Raw genomic sequence first — 558 nt, 5'->3', positions numbered from 1 at the left:
CCATTACTTCGACCGCGCGTGGATCTCGGCGACGTAGCCGCCCGGGAACTGCACGAGCGCCGCATCGCGCCCGTCCGACGTGAAGGGCGGCACCAGCACGGTCACGCCGGCGGCCTTGGCCTTCTCCAGCGTGGCGGCGAGGTCCGGCACTTCGTAGCCCGTCATTTCGCGCCCGAACGGATAAGGCAGACGGCCGTCGGTCGCCAGCACGGTCATCTTGCCGAAGCCCGACTCGATGCGGATGCGGCGATATGTGTCGTTCGGCCGGCCAATCTCGATGCCCGGCGCCTTACGCACGTCGGACACGACCTTGCCGCGCGAGAACGCGACGAAGTCGTGCACCAGCTTGCTCGCGCTTTCGGGCGACACGTACACGCGGTTTTCCGGCACCGTCTGCAGCGGGTCGTAGTGCGGCGCCTGGGTGTGCCAGTACAGCTGCATGTTCACGCCGCCCGGCCAGCGGATGATCGCGTCGCGGCCGATCGGATCGGGGAACGTGTCGACGACCACGTCCGCGCCGTGCGCGCGCGCCGATTTCATCGCGACGTCCATGTCGGT

General features: G+C 68.5%; 1 protein-coding gene. It reads right to left on the bottom strand.

All coding sequences use genetic code 11. The features are described from left to right. Positions 1 to 3: 3 nt before the first annotated feature. Positions 4 to 558: VOC family protein (locus DIE17_RS37125; RefSeq protein WP_409410406.1), on the bottom strand; the 555-nt coding region annotated here is incomplete at its 5' end.

Origin of the sequence: Burkholderia sp. Bp9099 (assembly GCF_003857805.1) — a bacterium.
Lineage (GTDB): Bacteria > Pseudomonadota > Gammaproteobacteria > Burkholderiales > Burkholderiaceae > Burkholderia.
Note: the sequence above shows the minus strand (reverse complement) of the source record. Positions and strands in the feature narration are given on the sequence as shown.